Here is a 16,061-nt window from a genome sequence, read left to right as displayed (position 1 = left end):
GGATGACCCCGATCCGGCGATCGGAGTCATCCGCATGAATTCCGGTTTATTTTTGCGAGATGGCAAAGCCCAGCCGGGCCAGCCTGTCGCAGGCGAAGGGGCCGCTGACCTGCAAGGAGGAGAGCTCGCGCCGCTCCGGATAGTCCTTGCGCTGCCCATCGAAGCTGCCAGGCACCCCAATCCGGTTGCGAAAGCGGGCATCGTCCCGGCGCACGTCATAGATGAGGTGGACCAGCTGCTTGATCAACCGCTGATCGGCGGGCTGACCCGGCGTCAGCTCGCGCACCTCGGGGGCGGGCAGCAGGGATTGCAGATCCTGGCGCGGCATACGCCCAAGCTGCTGGCAGAGCGCCTGATAGAGCATCCAGGTGCCGCGGGCCTTGCCCTCCAGGCTGTAGCCCGCGATGTGCGGGGTCGCGAGCTCGGTATGGGGCACCAGGGCCTTGAGCGGCTCAGGCTCCCCTTCCCACACGTCCATCACCAGCCGCAATGGCTGATCGCTCTGCTGGCGCGCCAGCAGGGCCTGGTTGTCCCACACCTCGCCCCGGGAGGCATTGATAAGGATCTGCCCGGCCGGACGGGCGGCTATCTCGCGCTCCCCCAGCAAGTGGAAGGTCGCCTCCGGCCCCTCGCGGGTCAGGGGCACATGGAAGCTGACGATGTCGGCGCCGAGCGCCGTGGGGTAGTCAACGAAGCCGGCGGCGTCTTCCAGGCGGGCCCGCGGCGGATCGCAGCGCAGCACCCGCATGCCGAGCGCCTCTGCCTTGCCCGCCACGCACTCCCCTGTGTTGCCGGCGCCGATGACGGCGAGGCTCATCTGATCGGGGCTGAGCTCATGGCGCTCCGCCAGCACCAGCAGGGCCGAGAGCACATAGTCGCCGACCGAATACTTATTGCAGCCGGGGGCGCTGAAGAAGGGGATGCCCCGCTCGGCCAGGAGGGCGGTGTTGATGTGATCCGTGCCTATGGTGGCGGTACCGACGAAGGCCAGCCGCGGGCAGTCGGCGAGCAGCCCGGCATCGACCCGGGTCACCGAGCGCACCAGCAGCACGTCGGCATCCCGCAGATCCGCCGCCCCTATCTGCCGCCCGGGCAGGGGGACGACCTCGCCAAATTCGGCAAACAGCTCGCAGGCATGGGGCATATTTTCATCAACGACGATCTTCATCGGCTCTCTTCTCATCCACAACCGGCCACAGGCGCGCCATTCTAGCCCAAGCGGGCCGAATTTTCAGAGACTTGTTCTCGGGCTGCCATAGATGAAGGAAGCACACTTTCTTGGGGCCACAGGTTGCCAGAGCATCGAAGCGGGTTCCCGAGCATCCACAGCTGGGGCGCGGCACTCATATGTAACAACATGTTGCCCTCGCGCCCCCCAGCTTGACCAGGGGGGCCGGGCTGGCACAATGACGCCTCTTTATCATCCGCCCCAGTCATGCGCACCTGTTACGAGCCCTCTCATGCCGACTCATGCCTCTTCGTTGCCACGCCGTCAGGTGCTAGGTTTCAACGCCATACTGCTGCTGCCGCTGTTGCTGCTCGTCTGCCTGCCCTGGCAACCCTTCATGACGAGTGCCCTGCAATCGGACTGGCTCTGGTGGCCCTATGCCCTCACCCGCATGGTGGACCTGCCCGGCCTTGCCATCACCATCGCCGCCCTCTTGCTGCTGACCCGACACAAGCTGACGCTCGGCCACACCGCCCTGCTGGCCCTCGCGGGCGCTCTCTTTGCCGCGCTGGCGAGCGACTGGCTCATCAAGAGCCTCATCAAGCAGCTGACCGAGGAGCCAAGGCCCTATCTGCTCTGGCTGGAGAGCCAGGAGCTTATCCCCGCCATCCGCCAGTTCTATGCCGGCAGCAGTACGCTTCGCAGTGAACAGGTCCACGCCGCAACCCAGTTGCTGGCGCTGCCCGCCTGGCTAGGCCACCACTGGCAGACGGAAGTGAACTACGCCTTCCCCTCCGGCCACAGCATAGCCGCCATGAGCCTGGCCCAGTTCTTCGGGCTGATCTGGCTGGCCCGGGCCCCCACCGGGGTCTGGCTGCTGCCGCTCTGGGCCATCGGCATCGGCCTGTCGCGCACCCTGATCGGCATGCACTGGCCCCTGGACGTGCTGGCGAGCGCCCTGCTTGGCAGCCTCACCGCCCTCGTCGCCGCCCGCTGGTGGCTGCACCACTACTGATTCTCCCAGATAAAAAAACGGGCACCAAGGTGCCCGTTTTTTTATCGCAGGTGCTGCTTTCAGCCCTCAGCCCTGGCTCTGCTCTCAGCCCTGGCTCTGCCAGCCCTGAGGGTACTTGTAGCCGACGAAGCGCTTGGCGGCATAGGCCTTGAACTCGGGGGAGTTGTAGGCGGCCGCCACATCCTTGGCGAACGGCTTGTCCGCATCGGCCCCTTTGACCACCACCCAGTTGATGAAGTCATAGCTGCGCTCGAGGAAGAGACCGGTGCTGAAGGGGATCCCGCTCGAGGCGGCGAAGTTGCCATTGATGACGGAGAAGTCCACGTCTTCACGGGAGCGGGGCAGTTGCGCCGCCTCCAGCAGCACCAGCTTGATGTCGTGGGGATTGCTCACCACATCGAACTCGCTCGCCTTGAGGGGGTTTATCCCCTCTTTCAGGGTGAGCCAGCCCAAGTCCTGCAGCATCAGCAGGGCCCGCGCCTGGTTGGTGGGGTCGTTGGGAATGGCGACTGTGCTCCCCTCTTTCAGGGCCTTGAGATCCCCCAGCTTGCCGGCATAGATCCCCATGGGGCCGGTCGGCACCTGGGTTATGGGGGCCAGGGAGAGGCCCCTGTCTTTGGAGAAGCTCTCCAGATAGGGTTTGTGCTGGAAGCAGTTCACATCCAGCGAGCCGTCCGCCAGGGCGATGTTGGGGGTCACGTAGTCGGTGAACTCCACCAGTTTGACCTTGTAGCCCTTGGCCTCCAGCTGCGGCTTGATGGAGTCGGTCACCATGTCGGCAAAGTCCCCGACAGTGGTGCCAATCACTATCTCTTTCTTCGCCTCATCGATGGCAAAGGCTGACAGCGGCAGGCTGCTGGCGAGCAGCGCGAGGGCGGAGAGGGTGAAGAAGGAACGACGCTGCATAGAAACTCCCTGTCAAAATGGTCATCAAAGTGGTGGGGCTGCGCTGTCATCATCAAGGCCGACACCACAACCATCCAGCCATCCAAACGGCTAATAGACAACACCATAACAGAGCTTTTCCCCTTCGCCAAGCAACAAAACCGGGCAAGCTTGGCCAGATGACGGTGAAGTCCCTCCGGCCTCGAGCTGAAAATCTTTGATAACGCACGCAGTTATCGCGTTTGCCCCCTCCCCGCTTGAGGCACAACTGGCCTATTGTGGTCATTCGATACCCATCATCCCGGGGATACGGCTGGTGGCACCTAGGGGACCATATTGCCTCTCCCCTTCATCCAGACAGCACAAGGAGTGGTTGTGTTCGATCATGTTGAAATCAAGGTGGTGTGCTTCGACGACTGCCGACGCTTCTACGAAACCGTGCTGGTGCCCCTCTTGATAGAACTCAAATGGGCAGACAAAGACGCCGCAGGTTTCGGCCGGCTTGGTCACGACAAGGTGGGCTTCCTGATAGAGCGGGGCGGACCGGGTGCCCCCTGTCATCTCGCTTTCACAGCCAGCAGCGCTGCGCAGGTGGATGAGTTCTATCAGGTCGGTGTCAGGGCTGGTTTTGCCTGCAATGGGCAGCCGGGGCTGCGCCCCCACTATGCCCCCAACTACTACGCCGCCTTCCTGCGCGATCCGGACGGCAACAACATAGAGGTGCTGGCCTACCTTGAATCCCCTGGCATGGCGAGCCCGTGAAGAGGCGCCGTGCAGCTTGTCAGCAGAAGCCCGGTGTCTTTGACCTCGGTGCCAGAAAACTCGCCACAAACTAAGGAGAAAATCATGCTTGAACGCCGCAGCACTGGCCTGCTGGTCGTCGATATCCAGGGCAAACTGGCCCGTCTGGTCGAGGGGAGCGAGTCGCTCATCGCCAACACGGCCCGACTGGGGCAGGGAGCCAAGGCACTGGGGTTGCCGGTTGTCTGGCTGGAGCAGAACCCGGACAAGCTCGGGGCCACAGTGCCCGAGTTGCAGCCGCAGCAGGCAGGCGCCCTTGTGCTGCCGAAGTTCAGCTTCGGCGCCCTGGGGGAGCCGACGGTCGCCGCCGCCCTGGCCGGAACCGGGGTCAGTCACTGGCTGGTATGCGGCATCGAAGCCCATATCTGCGTCTACCAGAGCGTGCTGGGGCTTCTGGCCAGCGGCGCCCGGGTCTCTTTGGTGGTGGATGCAACGTCATCCCGCACCGCCGCCAACCGGGATCTCGCCATCAGCCAGCTGGCGGCCCGAGGCGCAGCCCTCACCTCGGTGGAGATGTGCCTCTTTGATCTGATGGGAGATTGCCGCCATCCGGCATTTCGCCAGATACTGGCACTCGTCAAATAGGCCTAGGCAGACCCCTTCCCCAGCTTCTCCTGCAGATAGCGATAGCCCCCGGCGCCGTCCGGCACGAAACTCAGCCGGTGGCTGAGGCCAGGGGGTGCATCCTCGGGGTGGTGGGAGACGAACAGCAACTGGGTGCCTTCCCCTATGAGGCGCACCACCATCTCCCGCACCAGGTGGCGGTTCAAAGGATCCAGCCCCTGCAGGGGCTCATCCAAAATGAGCAGCGGCGGATGCTTGACCAGGGCTCGGACAATCAGCACCAGGCGCTGCTGACCAAAGGAGAGGGCGTGGAAGGGCAGCGCCCCCTGATCCTTTAGCCCCAGCAGTGCCAGCCACTGGTTGGCGAGCGCCAGCTGGCGATCCCCCGGGCGGGTATAGAGGCCGATGGAGTCATAAAAGCCGGAGAGGATCACCGTCTGCACCGAACAACTGACGCGATAGTCCAGGTGCAGGGCCGGGCTGACCAGGCCGATGTGGCGCTTGATCTCCCAGATGCTCTCGCCACTGCCCCGGCGCACCCCGAACAGGCGCAGATCATTGCTGTACCCCTGCGGATGATCCCCTGTGATAAGGGCGAGCAGGGTCGACTTGCCGGCGCCGTTGGGCCCCACCAGTTGCCAGTGCTCCCCCTCGGCAATGGTCCAGTCGAGCCCGTCGATGATGACTTGCTCCCCGTAGGCGACGCGCAGGTTGCGCATCTGCACCCGGGGGCCGGGGGGCAGGGGCGTGGGAGCCTGGAGCGGTGGGGGCAACTGCGGGCTCTGCCCCTCGGCCCGCGCCAGCTGGGCCACCTCCTGGCTGCCTAGCACGGCGTCACGCTCCCCTGCCAGCAACAGGCGGCGCTCCCCGAGCAGGCCGAGGTGGCTGGCGAAGGGGGGGATCTCGTCGAAGCGGTTGACGATCACCACCAGACGTTGCCCCTGCGCCACCAATTGCGCCAGCAGCGACATCAGATCCCTGCGCGAGCCCTGATCCAGGCCATCGAAGGGCTCGTCCAGCACCAGCAGTTCAGGTTGCCCCAGCAGGGCGCGGGCCAGCAGCAGCTTGCGCCCCTCCCCACTCGAAAGATGGCGATAGGGGCGATCCCACAGGGACTCGATGCCGAAGCGCGCCAGCAGTGCGCGTGCCCGGGTTTCCTCTCCCCCCTCCTCCAGCATCAGGGTCGACACCCGATAGCCCGCCTCCTCCTCTTCCCCCAGCATGTCGGTGTTGCGCCGCTGCCAGTCCAGCTCCCCCAGCCGCTGTTGCGACTCAAACGAGAGGCGCTCGGCCCTCACCCGGCCAGTCACCCCCCCTGCACGGACGGCCAGCTCGCCGCACAGGGCAGAAGCCAGCGCCGTCTTGCCGCTGCCGTTGCTGCCGACGAAGGCCCAGCACGCCTGAGGCGCCAGGGTGAGGTCGGGGATGAAGAGGGTCTGGTCGCCGTGAAGAGCCAAGCTGGCTGATTGCCACTGCAAAAGAGTCATGGATCCGTCCTGAGTGCTGTTTTGCCCTTACCTTAACAGGGATAGCGACCAGCGGCAGCCTTGGCAGGTGGTGAGGGGCGCTTGACAACAGGCCCTTTTATCGACAAAAAGATCATTAGCGATGAATGCGAATGACTCTCAATGAAACACGTAATCTGCCCCATTGATACCCCCATATGGGCTCGAATGAGATTTCTTTGAGCCCCCTCTCAACTCCGAAATGAGAGCCTTTTGAATCGTCTTTTCTCATGTATAGATGCCCGTCGCACCTCGGACGGTGCGCCCTTAAGATGGAGTTTATCAATGAGAAAAACATCGTTAGCATTGGCAATCACGGCCCTGCTCTCGGCCCTGCCTGTCGTCTCGGCTCAGGCTGCCGAGAGTTGTACCCCCCTCACCGGCAGAGAAGTCGACATGGATACCGGCCGCACCAGCGCACAGCGCTGCCTGCCCGGCATCAACCCCTTGCAGGACCAGCAGTGGCACCTGCTCAACAGTGGCCAGCATGCCTTCAGTGCCCGTGGCGGTGTGCCGGGCAATGACCTCAACCTCTGGTGGGCCCACCGCACAGAGGTGCTCGGCCAGGGGATCAATGTGGCCGTCGTGGACGACGGTCTGGCCATAGCCCACCCGGATCTCGCCGACAACGTCCGGCCAGGTTCACGTAACGTGGTGACCGGCAGCGACGATCCGACGCCGACCGATCCGGACAGTGCCCACGGCACCTCTGTCTCCGGCATCATAGCCGCGGTCGACAACGTCATCGGCACCCGGGGCGTGGCCCCCCGTGCCCAGCTGCAAGGCTTCAACCTGCTAGACGACAATAGCCAGCAGTTGCAGCAAGACTGGCTCTATGCCCTCGGCAACAGCCAGGCCAGCCGCGACAACCGCGTCTTCAACCAGAGCTACGGCATGAGCCTGGTCGACCCCCAGGGGGCCGGCGGGCTCAACCAGGTGCAACTGGATCGCCTGTTCGAGCAGATGACCCAGACGCAAGGGGCCGCTTACATCAAGGCCGCGGGCAACGGCTTCAGCCGCATTGCCGCCGGCAACTATGTGCTCAACCGCACCGGCGGCGAGCTCAGACTACCGTTTGAAAACAGCAATATAGATCCTTCCAACAGCAACTTCTGGAACCTGGTGGTCAGTGCCAGCAACGCGGACGGCGTGCGCTCCTCCTACTCCAGCGTCGGCAGCAACGTCTTCCTGACGGCCCCGGGCGGCGAGTATGGCACCGCCTCACCGGCCATGGTCACCACGGATCTGCCCGGCTGCGACCTGGGCTACAACCGCACCGATCGTCAGAGCACCAACCGGCTGCACGGCAACCTGGCGCTGGATGCCGGCTGTGACTACAACGGCACCATGAACGGCACCTCTTCGGCCACCCCGAATACCGCTGGCGCCATGGCGCTGCTGATGTCAGCCTATCCGGACCTGTCGGTGCGGGATCTGCGGGATCTGCTGGCACGCAACGCCACCCGCATCGATGCCAATCAGGCAGCGGTCACGCTGAGCTACACGGCATCCAATGGTCAGCAACGCCGGGTGACAGGGCTGGAAGGCTGGGAGCGCAACGCCGCCGGGATCTGGTTCAACCCGACCTACGGCTTTGGCCTCATCGATGTGAACAAGGCCCTGGCGAGCGCCGCCACCCACAACCCCTTGCCGGCGCTGGTACAGCTGCCGTGGCAGAAGGTCACTGTGCAGGGCAATGCCCAGGGCGCCATCCCGGATCTGGGCAGCAGCCCGACCACCTCCAGCACCCGGGTCGAGCAGGCGCTCACGGTGGAAGCTGTGCAGGTGCAGGTCAGCCTGGATCACCAGCGACTGCCCGATCTGCTGATCGAGCTCATCTCGCCCTCCGGCACCCGCAGCGTGCTGCTCAACCCCAACAACAGCCTGGTGGGTCAATCACTCGACCGGCAGCAACTGGGCTATGTGCGCACCAAGGGGCTGCGCGACATGCGCATGCTCTCCCACAAGTTCTACGGTGAATCGGCCCAGGGCGAGTGGCAACTGGCGGTGACCGACGTCGCCAGCGGCACTCGTCAGGTCTCGCTGCTCAATCGCAGCACCAACGCCCGCACAACACTGACCGAGCGCAACAACAGCCAGCCGGGTCAACTGCTCAACTGGTCCCTGCGGGTGATCGGCCATGAAGCAGCTTCCCTCTAATCGCACAGGAGTCACAACATGAAACACAGCTTACTCAGCCTTGCCCTGGCAAGCCTGCTGGCCTCGGTTTCCGCTCAGGCCACGGCCGAAGAGTCGGTGGTTATCGAGGGCAAGCAGTACAGCACCATAGAGGTGAACGGTCAGACCTACCTCACGCCAGACAACGGCAGCAAGAAGCGCGTCGCCCGCAGCCTGGATGGCAAGGCGGCACAACCTGGCCTGCGCAGCGGTGACGTCTTGCTGCAAGGGGTCGCCAGCCCCGAGCTCACCGTCAGCGGAACCCTGCTGATCGAAGCCGACGAGCCTCAGGCCAGGGCACTGGCCAAGCGCCACGGTCTGAGCTTCAAGCAGAGCAGTGGCGGCATCGCCCTGCTGGAGGCCAAACCCGGCACCGATCTGAACGCCATCAGCGCCCGGCTCCAGCAGGAAGGCGTGAAGGTGCAGATCGAACTGGCCGGCGCCGAGCAGCAGCCCAGGTGAAGCACGCCTCGCACTGAAGGCGTCATGTCATCGAGGGGGCCATTGGCCCCCTCGTCTTTATCCACTACACCGCCGCAACCCCATCCTCCAATGCCCACCCGGCGATAACACTCCCATATAGAGCGAGAGAGATCAGGTCCATTTCATCTTGCATGAACGCATCATCAACACAGCACCATGTTGGTAATAAAAAACGGCACCGAGAAGGTGCCGTCATGGATTATGGTAGGGAGCTGCCTGTGCTGGCTCAGCCAGCCTTATTCTGCTCGGCCAGATAGAGCCAGGTGTCGACCACGGTATCCGGATTCAGCGACACAGAATCTATGCCCTGCTCGACCAGCCAGGCGGCGAAGTCCGGGTGATCGGACGGGCCCTGGCCGCAGATGCCGACGTACTTGCCAGCCTTGCGGGCCGCGGCGATGGCCATCGCCAGCAGCGCCTTGACCGCCTCGTTGCGCTCATCGAACAGGTGGGCGATGAGGCCCGAATCCCGGTCCAGCCCCAGGGTCAACTGGGTCATATCGTTGGAGCCGATGGAGAAACCATCGAAATGTTGCAGGAACTGATCCGCCAGCAGGGCGTTGGAGGGCAGCTCGCACATCATGATGACTTTCAGCCCCCGCTCGCCGCGGCGCAGGCCGTTCTCCGCCAGGATCTCCACCACCTGCTCCGCCTCGCCCACGGTGCGCACGAAGGGGATCATCACCTCGACGTTGGTCAGGCCCATGACGTCGCGCACCCGTTTCATCGCCTCGCATTCGAGGGCGAAGCAGGGGCGGAAGCTGTCGGCGATGTAGCGCGACGCGCCCCGGAAGCCGATCATGGGGTTCTCTTCGTGGGGCTCGTAGCCACGGCCCCCCACCAGGTTGGCGTATTCGTTGGACTTGAAGTCCGACATCCGCACTATGACCCGCTCCGGCCAGAAGGCGGCGGCCAGGGTAGCGATCCCTTCACTCAGCTTGGCCACGTAGTATTCACGGGGGCTGTCGTAACCGGCGATCATCTTGGCTATGGTGGCCTGCAGCTCAGGGCTCTGCTTGTCGAACTCCAGCAGCGCCTTGGGGTGCACCCCTATCATGCGGTTGATGATGAACTCGAGACGGGCCAGACCCACGCCGGCATTGGGCAACTGGGCAAAATCAAAGGCCCTGTCCGGGTTGCCGACGTTCATCATGATCTTGATGGGCAGGCGCGGCATGTTGCCCACCTCGGTCACCGCCACGTCGAAGTCGAGCTCGCCGTCGTAGATGAAGCCGGTATCCCCTTCCGCGCAGGAGACGGTGATGAGCTGACCCGCCTCGATGCGGTCGGTGGCATCGCCACAGCCGACCACGGCCGGGATGCCGAGCTCACGAGCTATGATGGCGGCGTGGCAGGTGCGGCCGCCCCGATTGGTGACGATGGCGGAGGCCCGCTTCATGATGGGCTCCCAGTCCGGATCCGTCATGTCGGTGACCAGCACGTCGCCGGGCTGCACCTCGTCCATCTGGCTGATGGAGGAGATGACCCGCGCCGGGCCAGAGCCAATCTTGTGGCCGATGGCACGCCCCTCGATCAGCACCTTGCCGGATTGCTTGAGTGCAAAACGCTCCAGCGTATTCGCCTCCTGGCGACTGCGCACGGTTTCCGGACGGGCCTGAACGATATAGAGCTGACCGTCCTGACCATCCTTGGCCCACTCGATGTCCATCGGGCGGCCGTAGTGCTGCTCTATGATGAGGGCCTGCTTCGCCAGCGCCATCACTTCCTCATCCGTGATGCAGAAGCGGTTGCGCTCGGCATCCAGGGTGTCGACTATCTTCACCTGACGGCCGTGACCGGCGTCCTCGGAGTAGGTCATCTTGATGAGCTTGGAGCCCAGCGTCTTGCGCACCACGGCGGGGCGACCCGATTTCAGGGTCGGCTTGTGCACATAGAACTCGTCCGGGTTGACGGCCCCCTGCACCACCATCTCACCGAGACCCTGGGCGCCAGTGATGAAGACCACGTCGTTGAAGCCGGATTCGGTGTCCAGGGTGAACATGACGCCGGAGGCGGCCAAGTCCGAGCGCACCATGCGCTGCACCCCGGCCGAGAGCGCAACGCCCTTGTGGTCATAGCCCTGATGCACCCGGTAGGAGATGGCGCGATCGTTGAAGAGCGACGCAAACACATGCTTGATGGCGGTCATGACAGAGTCTATGCCGCGCACGTTGAGGAAGGTCTCCTGCTGACCGGCGAAGGAGGCGTCCGGCATGTCTTCGGCGGTGGCGGAGGAGCGCACAGCAAAGGAAGCCTCGAGGCCAGCGCTCAGCTTGTCATAGGCCTCGCGCACCGCCTGCTCCAGCGCAGGCTGGAAGGGGGCGTCCACCACCCAGTCACGGATCTGCTGACCAGCCCGGTTGAGGGCGGCGATGTCATCCACATCCAGGCTGTCGAGCAGGTCGTGGATCTTGCCGTTGAGGCCGCTTAACTCCAGAAACTCGTTAAACGCAAAGGCGGTGGTCGCAAAGCCGCCCGGCACGGACACGCCGGCACCGGAGAGGTTGCTGATCATCTCGCCAAGGGATGCATTCTTGCCGCCGACGCGCTCTACGTCCTGCATACCGAGCTGTTCGTACCAGAGTACGTACTGTTGCATTTGCATGTCTCCAGGTTGGTGGGCCAGGGTGTCAACGCACCAGCTGTGCCAAGTCGTGTGTTTTTGTTAGTGTCTGTTGCCAACGACCATGAAAACGTTTTCTACTTATTGTCAAAAAAATCCCCGAGCAAGAGTTGGGGATGGCCGTTTGACACAGGCATTCTACAATACCGACACAAAAAGGTAACGACTCAGGTTTGCAAGCGAGTTCACAACTTGGGAATGGCAGACCTGTTGACAAAAGAGATATGGTTTCGAGAGATACTGATTGCTCGCAACCCCCCAGGAGCACACCACAGGAGTCCGCTGTGCACACCGTATTCTATGTATCCGACGGCACCGCCATCACCGCCGAGGTGTTCGGTCATGCCGTGTTGAGCCAGTTTCCGCTGGTCTTCGAACAGGTCACCATCCCCTTCGTGGAGACCCAGGAAAAGGCGCGCCAGGTGCGGGCCCGCATCGATGAACAATTTCGCCAGACCGGGGTGCGACCCATACTGTTTCACACCATAGTCGACCCCCAGGTGCGGGAAGAGGTGCTCAAGGCCCAGGCCAGCAGCCACGATTTTCTCAACACCTTCGTGAGCCCCCTCGAGCAGGAGCTCGGGATCAAGGCCGAGCCCAGGCTCCATCGCACCCACGGCATGGAGAACCGCAAGCTCTATGACGATCGCATCGAGGCAGTCAACTTCGCCCTCAGCAACGACGACGGCATCACCACCAAGGAGTATGACGAAGCCGACATCATCCTCATCGGGGTCTCCCGCTGCGGCAAGACGCCGACCAGCCTCTATCTGGCACTGCAGTTTGGCATTCGTGCCGCCAACTACCCCTTTATCGAGCAGGACATGGGCTCGCTGGAGCTGCCCGCCCCGCTCAAGGCCAACCGCCACAAGCTGTTCGGTCTCACCATAGCCCCCCAGCGGCTGCACGAGATCCGCAACCAGCGCCGCGCCAACAGTCGCTACTCCTCTCTCGAGCAGTGCGAGCAGGAGCTGGCAAGCGTGGAGCGGCTGTTCCGCCAGGAGGCGATCCGCTTCCTCGACACCAGCTCCCACTCGGTGGAGGAGATCAGCGCCAAGATCCTGGAGGCAACCGGCCTTCGCCGCCAACTCTGCTAGCCCGCATGAAAATAGCCATATCAAGCACTATCAGATTGGCGAGTGGCAAGATAATAAGACAGCAAGACAGGGAGAAATGACGCCGGTGGAACCGTCGGCGTCATGAGGATCAGGGGCGAGGACGGGAGCCGGGCTTGTTGAGCTCCCGATTGTTCATCAAGATGCCATGAAAACGCAGCAAACCGTGACGTTTGCGTACCCGATCGCTCAACCAGCAGGCGGGTAGCAGGCCAAGCCCGGCGGCGAGCGTCAGCACCATGGCGACGTTGTTCACCAGATAATCCGCCCCCTGCCATCCCCAGACCATCAAGCAGGCCGCTGCCATGGTCAACAACATAGGGGAGAGCCAGATCCCCAGCCAGAGCGTGGCGAGCAGCAAGCCACCGACAATACCTTCGATCATATGAGTCCTTCCTTGAAAAGGGCTACTAGCTCATCAAACCACCACCAGGTCAATAGCACCAAAACCAACTGACCATAAAACCAGCAATCACTTCCAAAACCCCTTCCCAGATCATGAAAAACCTGAACATTGGCCACAAAGCAAACCAATGATGAGGAAAAAAGGTGCACGAGCGGTCGATTATCACTATTCTGCTCGGGTTGGTAGCCGCCATAAAAAACAGTGCGCGGCAAACCGTAACGATATTAATACGGATTTCGTCACGTTTTCGGCACAAGATGCCGCGCCGGGCACAGGAGGTGCCATGGCAGACGAGGCGCGAGACGAGTGAATTCAGCGACGTAAGGAAGGAAGAATGGATCTTCAACAAGACGGCGAAGAGCTCAAGCGCGGCCTGAAAAACCGCCACATCCAGCTCATCGCACTGGGCGGTGCCATAGGTACCGGCCTGTTCCTCGGCATTGCCGACACCATCAAGATGGCAGGCCCCTCGGTACTGCTTGGTTACGCCATCGGCGGCTTCATCGCCTTCCTCATCATGCGCCAGCTCGGCGAGATGGTGGTGGAAGAGCCGGTGGCCGGCTCCTTCAGTCACTTCGCCTACAAGTACTGGGGTGACTTCGCCGGTTTCGCCTCCGGCTGGAACTACTGGGTGCTCTACGTGCTGGTGAGCATGGCGGAGCTGACGGCAGTCGGCATCTACGTGCAGTACTGGTGGCCCGATATCCCGACCTGGATGTCGGCGGCCTTCTTCTTCGTGCTGATCAACGCCATCAACCTCTCCAACGTCAAGGCGTTTGGCGAGATGGAGTTCTGGTTCGCCATCATCAAGGTCGTGGCCATCCTCGGCATGATAGGCTTCGGTGGTTACCTGCTGTTCTCCGGCACCGGCGGTCCCGAGGCCACGGTCAGCAACCTCTGGGCCCAGGGCGGCTTCTTCCCCAACGGGGTGGGCGGCCTGGTGATGGCCATGGCCTTCATCATGTTCTCCTTCGGTGGTCTGGAGCTGGTCGGCATCACGGCGGCAGAAGCGGACAATCCCGAGAAGAGCATTCCCAAGGCCACCAATCAGGTGATCTACCGTATCCTCATCTTCTATATCGGCGCTCTGACCGTGCTGCTTTCCCTCTACCCCTGGGGCAAGGTGGTCGAAGGCGGCAGTCCCTTCGTGATGATCTTCCATGCTCTCGACAGCAACCTGGTGGCCAACGTGCTCAACCTGGTGGTGCTGACTGCGGCGCTCTCCGTCTACAACAGCTGTGTCTACTGCAACAGCCGCATGCTGTTTGGCCTGGCCAAGCAGGGCAACGGTCCCAAGGCCCTGCTCAAGACTAACAAGAGCGGTGTTCCCCTGACCGCCATCACCATCTCTGCAGCAGCCACCTTGCTCTGCGTGCTGATCAACTACCTGATCCCGGGCAAGGCTTTCGGCCTCTTGATGTCGCTGGTGGTTTCCGCCCTGGTCATCAACTGGGCCATGATCAGCCTCGCCCACCTCAAGTTCCGCAAGGTCAAGGCTGCCGAAGGGGTGACTACCAAGTTCAAGGCGCTCTGGAGCCCCTTTGGCAACTACCTCTGCCTCGCCTTCATGGCCGCCATCCTGGTGATCATGTACATGAACGACGGCACCCGCATCTCGGTCGAGCTGATCCCGGCCTGGGTACTGGTGCTGGGTCTGGGCTATCTGTTCAAGCAGAAGCGCCAGGAACGGGTCGCCGCCAATCTGGGCTAAGCCTCCCTGCTCCTCTTGCAAAAATGCCGGTCAGTGACCGGCATTTTTTTATGCGCCAGATCCCCTGGCATGGGCGAAGTCGTCCATCACTCCCCTGCCCCGGACCTGCCCAGATAAGAGCGTCCTCTGGGCGTTGCCATTCAGCTTCCATGATCAGGGCCTCCATAACGACAAACCCGAGGCTGAAGCCTCGGGTTTGGAGAGATCAGGGTCGGTTGAAGGGTCCATCATTCCAGCAGGAAGACGGCTTCCACGTTGTCCGTGATGCTGATCTGCTGCTGTTGGTAGCTGTTCTCCGCCATGTCGGCGGCGGGTGCTGCGGCAGCCTTCATGGCTCGGCTATAGACCGGCATGGGCGAGCTGTTGCGATACTCGACGCTGTACACCTTGCCAAGCTTCATGCCAAAGGCCTTGGCCAGGGATTCCGCCTTGCTGGTGGCATCTGCCACAGCACCAAGACGCGCCTGCTCCTTGATGACCTGTGGTGACTTGAGGCCGTACTCAATCTGGGAGACGGACTCCAGACCCGCCTTGAGGGCGGTGTCCATCAGCTGGCTCAGCTTGTCGAGCTGGTAGAGTTTGACCGCCAGCTGGCGCTGGGCACGATAGCCCACCATCTCTGGCTGCTTGTTCTGCGGATACTGGTACTCGGGGGAGATCACCAGATTGCCGGCCTCCACATCGCTGCGCTTGATGCCGAGGCTCTCCAATTGACCAAAGAAGGCGGCAACCTTGGTATCCACCTGCTGCTTGGCCTTGATGCCCTGTTTCTCCAGGGCGGTCACGGCGACGTTGAGCGTCAGCATGTCGGGCTCTGCCTTCTGCTCCGCGTAACCGCTGACCACCAGATGGGGAGCCTGGGGCACCTCGATGGCAAGCAGCGGGGCACTGACAACGAGCGCAGACAGGGTAAGAAGGGGACGCCACATAGAAAAAAACCTCCATCGATTAGATGGAGGTCATTATGCACGTCGTCGATTGGGATTCATATATCGTGCAATGGAGGGATCTGCTCCAGCACCTGATTGGTCATGTCGATATTGATGCTGATCTCTCCTCCAAGGGGATTGCCATGGCTCGCGATCACGGACGACGGAACTTCGGCCCCGAGCAGAGACTCATCCTCGAAATGGAATGAATCCCACGACAGAACGTGACCCTGGGATGGCATGCTCGGCTCGGAAGCCGTCACCACCGCCAGACTACTCCAGTCAAGCTCTTCACCATGGCTGAGCAGCCCCTGCAAGGAGCTGTCGCTCAAGCTCTGCAGCGAGTACTCCTGCTGCCCCCACTCATGGCCAACCAGCACCACCATGTGAGGCAAGGGAGCATCCTCTGCCGGCGTAAAGCTGATGCTGGAGGCGGCAAAGTCCACATTGAGCAGCCCCGCCACATCGCCATCCTCACTCTCCAGCTCCAGACCATTGAGCTTGTCACCCGTCATCGCGGCCTGATAGCCAAAGCGGCCGGAGCAGACGATGTTGTCCTGCCCATCCCAGCTATAGCGAATGCCATCGATGTCGACCCAGTTGAATGACTGCATGGTGACCCTCTCCTGATACTGCCGCTATCTTAGCCGTCCACTTCATCAAATAACAGGGGTCGGG

General features: G+C 62.3%; 14 protein-coding genes. 7 read left to right on the top strand and 7 right to left on the bottom strand.

The window, feature by feature from the left end:
• Nucleotides 1–46: 46 nt before the first annotated feature.
• Entirely contained in the window at nucleotides 47–1,168 is a 1,122-nt protein-coding gene (locus ACFWHB_RS08580; protein WP_395949951.1) for a 4-phosphoerythronate dehydrogenase, read from the bottom strand.
• A 292-nt stretch (nucleotides 1,169–1,460) separates the two neighbouring features.
• On the opposite strand from ACFWHB_RS08580, the gene ACFWHB_RS08575 reads away from it, so the two are divergent.
• Entirely contained in the window at nucleotides 1,461–2,183 is a 723-nt protein-coding gene (locus tag ACFWHB_RS08575) for a phosphatase PAP2 family protein (RefSeq protein WP_163157881.1), read from the top strand.
• An 84-nt stretch (nucleotides 2,184–2,267) separates the two neighbouring features.
• Here ACFWHB_RS08575 and ACFWHB_RS08570 read toward each other — a convergent pair whose 3' ends face one another.
• A complete protein-coding gene (locus tag ACFWHB_RS08570) occupies nucleotides 2,268–3,089 on the bottom strand; it encodes a MetQ/NlpA family ABC transporter substrate-binding protein (RefSeq protein ID WP_289985894.1) in 822 nt (273 codons plus the stop codon).
• 354 nt (nucleotides 3,090–3,443) lie between these two features.
• Between ACFWHB_RS08570 and ACFWHB_RS08565 the strand changes: the two genes are divergently transcribed.
• Complete coding sequence (locus ACFWHB_RS08565; RefSeq protein WP_290029626.1) at nucleotides 3,444–3,830, top strand: VOC family protein; 387 nt, start codon at nucleotides 3,444–3,446, stop codon at nucleotides 3,828–3,830.
• Between the two features lie 84 nt (nucleotides 3,831–3,914).
• Nucleotides 3,915–4,454: an isochorismatase family protein gene (locus ACFWHB_RS08560; protein WP_395949950.1), complete on the top strand. Its 540-nt coding sequence runs from the start codon at nucleotides 3,915–3,917 to the stop codon at nucleotides 4,452–4,454.
• Nucleotides 4,455–4,456: 2 nt separating this feature from the next.
• Here ACFWHB_RS08560 and modF read toward each other — a convergent pair whose 3' ends face one another.
• Entirely contained in the window at nucleotides 4,457–5,920 is a 1,464-nt protein-coding gene (gene modF, locus ACFWHB_RS08555; protein ID WP_395949949.1) for a molybdate ABC transporter ATP-binding protein ModF, read from the bottom strand.
• 303 nt (nucleotides 5,921–6,223) lie between these two features.
• Here modF and ACFWHB_RS08550 point away from each other — a divergent pair, with 303 nt between their 5' ends.
• Together ACFWHB_RS08550 and ACFWHB_RS08545 are read left to right on the top strand one after the other, a co-directional pair.
• Entirely contained in the window at nucleotides 6,224–8,098 is a 1,875-nt protein-coding gene (locus ACFWHB_RS08550; protein ID WP_395949947.1) for a serine protease Asp, read from the top strand.
• Nucleotides 8,099–8,116: 18 nt separating this feature from the next.
• Nucleotides 8,117–8,578 carry a serine protease chaperone gene (locus ACFWHB_RS08545; protein ID WP_234675761.1) on the top strand — a complete coding sequence of 154 codons (462 nt, stop codon included), beginning with the start codon at nucleotides 8,117–8,119 and terminating at the stop codon, nucleotides 8,576–8,578.
• Between the two features lie 247 nt (nucleotides 8,579–8,825).
• On the opposite strand, the gene ppsA is transcribed toward ACFWHB_RS08545, so the two are convergent.
• Nucleotides 8,826–11,198, bottom strand: coding sequence for a phosphoenolpyruvate synthase (gene ppsA / locus ACFWHB_RS08540; RefSeq protein WP_395949946.1), 2,373 nt, complete (start codon nucleotides 11,196–11,198; stop codon nucleotides 8,826–8,828).
• A gap of 308 nt (nucleotides 11,199–11,506) precedes the next feature.
• Here ppsA and ACFWHB_RS08535 point away from each other — a divergent pair, with 308 nt between their 5' ends.
• Entirely contained in the window at nucleotides 11,507–12,319 is an 813-nt protein-coding gene (locus ACFWHB_RS08535) for a posphoenolpyruvate synthetase regulatory kinase/phosphorylase PpsR (RefSeq protein WP_042649732.1), read from the top strand.
• 109 nt (nucleotides 12,320–12,428) lie between these two features.
• Here the strand turns inward: ACFWHB_RS08535 and ACFWHB_RS08530 are convergent, their stop codons facing one another.
• Nucleotides 12,429–12,722, bottom strand: a complete 294-nt coding sequence (locus ACFWHB_RS08530) for a hypothetical protein (RefSeq protein WP_395949945.1) — start codon at nucleotides 12,720–12,722, stop codon at nucleotides 12,429–12,431.
• A 355-nt stretch (nucleotides 12,723–13,077) separates the two neighbouring features.
• On the opposite strand from ACFWHB_RS08530, the gene ACFWHB_RS08525 reads away from it, so the two are divergent.
• Nucleotides 13,078–14,454: an amino acid permease gene (locus tag ACFWHB_RS08525; RefSeq protein WP_395949944.1), complete on the top strand. Its 1,377-nt coding sequence runs from the start codon at nucleotides 13,078–13,080 to the stop codon at nucleotides 14,452–14,454.
• A 227-nt stretch (nucleotides 14,455–14,681) separates the two neighbouring features.
• Here ACFWHB_RS08525 and ACFWHB_RS08520 read toward each other — a convergent pair whose 3' ends face one another.
• Both ACFWHB_RS08520 and ACFWHB_RS08515 read right to left on the bottom strand, forming a co-directional pair.
• Nucleotides 14,682–15,383, bottom strand: a complete 702-nt coding sequence (locus tag ACFWHB_RS08520) for an SIMPL domain-containing protein (protein WP_139744668.1) — start codon at nucleotides 15,381–15,383, stop codon at nucleotides 14,682–14,684.
• A gap of 56 nt (nucleotides 15,384–15,439) precedes the next feature.
• Complete coding sequence (locus ACFWHB_RS08515; RefSeq protein ID WP_139744669.1) at nucleotides 15,440–15,997, bottom strand: hypothetical protein; 558 nt, start codon at nucleotides 15,995–15,997, stop codon at nucleotides 15,440–15,442.
• Nucleotides 15,998–16,061: the final 64 nt, after the last annotated feature.

It is taken from the genome of Aeromonas mytilicola subsp. aquatica, from assembly GCF_044336385.1.
Lineage (GTDB): Bacteria > Pseudomonadota > Gammaproteobacteria > Enterobacterales > Aeromonadaceae > Aeromonas > Aeromonas rivipollensis.
The sequence above is the reverse complement of the archived record's forward strand: the minus strand, read 5'-3'. Positions and strand labels throughout refer to the sequence as shown.

Bases quoted from the DNA above. Each gene is read 5' to 3' on its own strand.
- ACFWHB_RS08580 (WP_395949951.1), bottom strand. From the start codon at position 1,168: ATGAAGATCGTCGTTGATGAAAATATGCCCCATGCCTGCGAGCTGTTT.
- ACFWHB_RS08575 (WP_163157881.1), top strand. From the start codon at position 1,461: ATGCCGACTCATGCCTCTTCGTTGCCACGCCGTCAGGTGCTAGGTTTC.
- ACFWHB_RS08570 (WP_289985894.1), bottom strand. From the start codon at position 3,089: ATGCAGCGTCGTTCCTTCTTCACCCTCTCCGCCCTCGCGCTGCTCGCC.
- ACFWHB_RS08560 (WP_395949950.1), top strand. From the start codon at position 3,915: ATGCTTGAACGCCGCAGCACTGGCCTGCTGGTCGTCGATATCCAGGGC.
- modF (WP_395949949.1), bottom strand. From the start codon at position 5,920: ATGACTCTTTTGCAGTGGCAATCAGCCAGCTTGGCTCTTCACGGCGAC.
- ACFWHB_RS08550 (WP_395949947.1), top strand. From the start codon at position 6,224: ATGAGAAAAACATCGTTAGCATTGGCAATCACGGCCCTGCTCTCGGCC.
- ACFWHB_RS08545 (WP_234675761.1), top strand. From the start codon at position 8,117: ATGAAACACAGCTTACTCAGCCTTGCCCTGGCAAGCCTGCTGGCCTCG.
- ppsA (WP_395949946.1), bottom strand. From the start codon at position 11,198: ATGCAACAGTACGTACTCTGGTACGAACAGCTCGGTATGCAGGACGTA.
- ACFWHB_RS08530 (WP_395949945.1), bottom strand. From the start codon at position 12,722: ATGATCGAAGGTATTGTCGGTGGCTTGCTGCTCGCCACGCTCTGGCTG.
- ACFWHB_RS08525 (WP_395949944.1), top strand. From the start codon at position 13,078: ATGGATCTTCAACAAGACGGCGAAGAGCTCAAGCGCGGCCTGAAAAAC.
- ACFWHB_RS08520 (WP_139744668.1), bottom strand. From the start codon at position 15,383: ATGTGGCGTCCCCTTCTTACCCTGTCTGCGCTCGTTGTCAGTGCCCCG.
- ACFWHB_RS08515 (WP_139744669.1), bottom strand. From the start codon at position 15,997: ATGCAGTCATTCAACTGGGTCGACATCGATGGCATTCGCTATAGCTGG.